The following is a 2,842-nucleotide window of genomic DNA, read 5'->3' on the forward strand; positions in this document are numbered from 1 at the left end:
CGTCGCGAGCCCGGCATCGACCGCCGCCACCTCGGTCCCGACCGGCTTTGCGATCGAGATCGCGGCGAGTCCCGCAAGGCAGCCAATGAAGTAGCAGAGAAAGAGCCCGTAGAAGGCCCCTGTCCGGAGCATCGCTCTTCGGTCGCACTCACAGAGCGGCACGGTGCCCGTGCCGGGCGCGGGCGGAACCCATCCCGCCGGCCGCCAGCCTTCCGGCGGGAACCGGAGAGGGAGGGCTGCGAGCACCAGCACGACGATGAAGACGGCCCCGAATATCCCGAACGTTGCCATCACCCCGTATGCGGCGATCAGGGCTCCCGCGGCGTTTGCGGTGACAAACGCCGAAAACCCAAACCCGAGCAGGGTGAGCCCGACGGCAAGCCCCCGCCGGTCCGGGAACCACCGCGCCGCCACGGCAACCGGCGCCCCGTAAGCGATCCCGACGCCGAGCCCCCCGATGACCCCGTAGACGATGTAGAGCACCTGGACGGATGTCGCCGTCGAGGCGAGGAGCCACCCGAGGCCGGTGAGGAGCCCGCCCGTGATCGTCATCGCTCGCGGGCCGTAGCGTTCGATGTACTTCCCGGAAAGCGGCATCGCGACGGCGAAGAAGGCGAGGAAGACCGAGAACGGGAGGAGCACCTCCCCCGCCGTCACCTCCCGGCCGAGCATCGCGGAGAAGTGGGCCGCAAGCGGCGTCACAAAGACGCTCCAGGAGTAGATGCTCCCGAGGCAGAGGTTGATGAGGAGCCCGAGGGCTACGAGCCCCCACCTCCCCCTCTCCGCGGGCATGCCGAAGACCTCCGGCGCGACGGACATATCTCTCCCCCTCAGCGGGAGGGTCACTCCTCCAGGGTGGATATGTCCCCCGGATCGATGCCGAGCTCACGGGCTTTCAGAACCCGGCGCATGATCTTGCCGCTCCTGGTCTTCGGGAGCCGGTCCACGTACTCGATCTCGGCCGGCACCGCGACGGGCCCGAGGCTTTTCCTGACATGGCGGGCGAGTTCGGCGGAGAGCCCGTCGCCGGGGCTCACCCCCACGCGGAGGGTGACGAAGGCCTTGATGACGTTCCCTTTCAGGGGATCGGGCTTCCCGATGACGGCCGCCTCAGCCACCGCATCGTGGGAGACGAGCGCGCTCTCGACCTCGGCGGTGCCGATGTTGTGCCCGGCGACGATGATCAGGTCGTCGGCCCGCCCGAGGATCATGATGTAGCCCTCCTTATCCTTCACCGCGAGGTCTCCGGCCGTGTAGCACCCCGGGATGGTCTCCCAGTAGGTGCGGTAGCGCTCATCGTTCCGGTAGACCGTCCTGAGCATGGCGGGCCAGGGTTCCCTGATGACCAGGAACCCGCCGGTGCCGGGGGGGACCGGGTTGCCCTGGCGGTCGACGACGTCCACGACGGCGCCTGGTATGGGTTTTCCGGCAAACCCCGGCTTCATCGCCTCGCCGATCATCGTGGTGATGATGTGCATCCCGGTCTCGGTCTGCCACCAGGTATCCACGACCGGGCATCGCCCGCCGCCGATATGGTGGTAGTACCACTCGAACGCCTCGGGGTTGAGGGGTTCACCGACCGACCCGAGCACCCGGAGCGTTGAGAGGTCGTACTTCGCCGGCCACTCGTCGCCGTAGCGCATGAACATCCGGATGGCGGTCGGGGCTGTGTAGAAGATCGTCACCCCGAGGTCCTGGACCAGATGCCAGTAGACGCCCGGGTCCGGGTAGTCTGGGGTTCCTTCGGCGATGACGACGGTGGTGCCGACCATGAGCGGACCTTAGACGACGTAGCTGTGGCCGGTGATCCAGCCGGGGTCGGCGGTGCACCAGAAGACGTCGGTCTCCTTGATGTCGAAGTCGTGGCGGGCGGTGTAGTAGGTCCCGACCGCATAGCCGCCGCAGGAATGAACGATGCCTTTCGGCGCGCCGGTCGAGCCGCTGGTGTAGAGGATGAAGAGGGGATCCTCCGCGTCCATCGTCTCTGCCGGGCAGTCAGGGTCGGCCTCGCGGCAGAGGTCGGCGTAATCGACCTCCCGGGCGGGGTCGAGGTCGACGGCCGGAGTCCCGCGCCGCAGCACGACGACCTTCTCGACGCAGGGGGTGTGGGTGAGCGCCTCCTTTGCGATCTCCCGGAGCGGGACGGCTTTCCCCCGCCGGTAGCCGACGTCAGCGGTGATGAGGACCTTTGCCTCCGCATCGTTGATCCGCATCGCAAGTGCGCCGGCCCCGAACCCCCCGAAGACCACCGAGTGAACGGCCCCGATCCGGGCGCAGGCGAGCATCGCGACGACCTGCTCGGGGACGAGCGGCATGTAGATGCAGACCCGGTCGCCCTTCCCGACGCCGAGGCTTTTGAGGCCGTTTGCAAACCGCATCACCTCGCGGTAGAGGCCGTCGTAGGTGAGCCTCCGCTCCTCCCCTCCTTCCCCGCGCCAGACGAGCGCCGGCTTATCCTTCCGCTCGCTGGTGACGTGGCGGTCCAGGCAGCTCGCGGTGATGTTCATCTTTCCGTTGACGAACCATTTCGCGTAGGGGGGGTTCCATTCCCTGACCCGGTCCCAGGGCCCGAACCAGACCAGTTCGCGGGCGATCCGATCCCAGAAGGCATCCGGGTCGCGCATGAACTCCTGGTAGGCCCGGGTGTAATCGGGCGTCCAGGCGGTCGCCTTGAACCGCGGATCGGGAAGGTAACGCTTCTCTTCCAGTTTCACAGCAAACGTCCCTGTCATCTCTTCTCAATCCTACATGATTAATCGTTACTAATTTGCTCCGGTCGAACCCTGAGAGGGTCCTGATACCGTGCAAAAGCGCTGAATCTCCCGGGTCCGTCGACCTCCCG

The 2,842-nt window shown here is 66.9% G+C and carries 1 protein-coding gene and 1 pseudogene; both read right to left on the reverse strand.

The window, feature by feature from the left end; all coding sequences use genetic code 11:
• Nucleotides 1-819 (reverse strand): MFS transporter (locus BP858_RS01635; protein WP_286878667.1); only part of this gene is annotated, 819 nt, incomplete at its 3' end.
• A 23-nt stretch (nt 820-842) separates the two neighbouring features.
• Nucleotides 843-2,732 (reverse strand): annotated as a pseudogene (gene acs / locus BP858_RS01640) (acetate--CoA ligase).
• Nucleotides 2,733-2,842 lie beyond the last annotated feature (110 nt).

It is taken from the genome of Methanoculleus sp. UBA413, assembly GCF_002502935.1.
GTDB classification, from domain to species: Archaea; Halobacteriota; Methanomicrobia; order Methanomicrobiales; family Methanoculleaceae; genus Methanoculleus; species Methanoculleus bourgensis.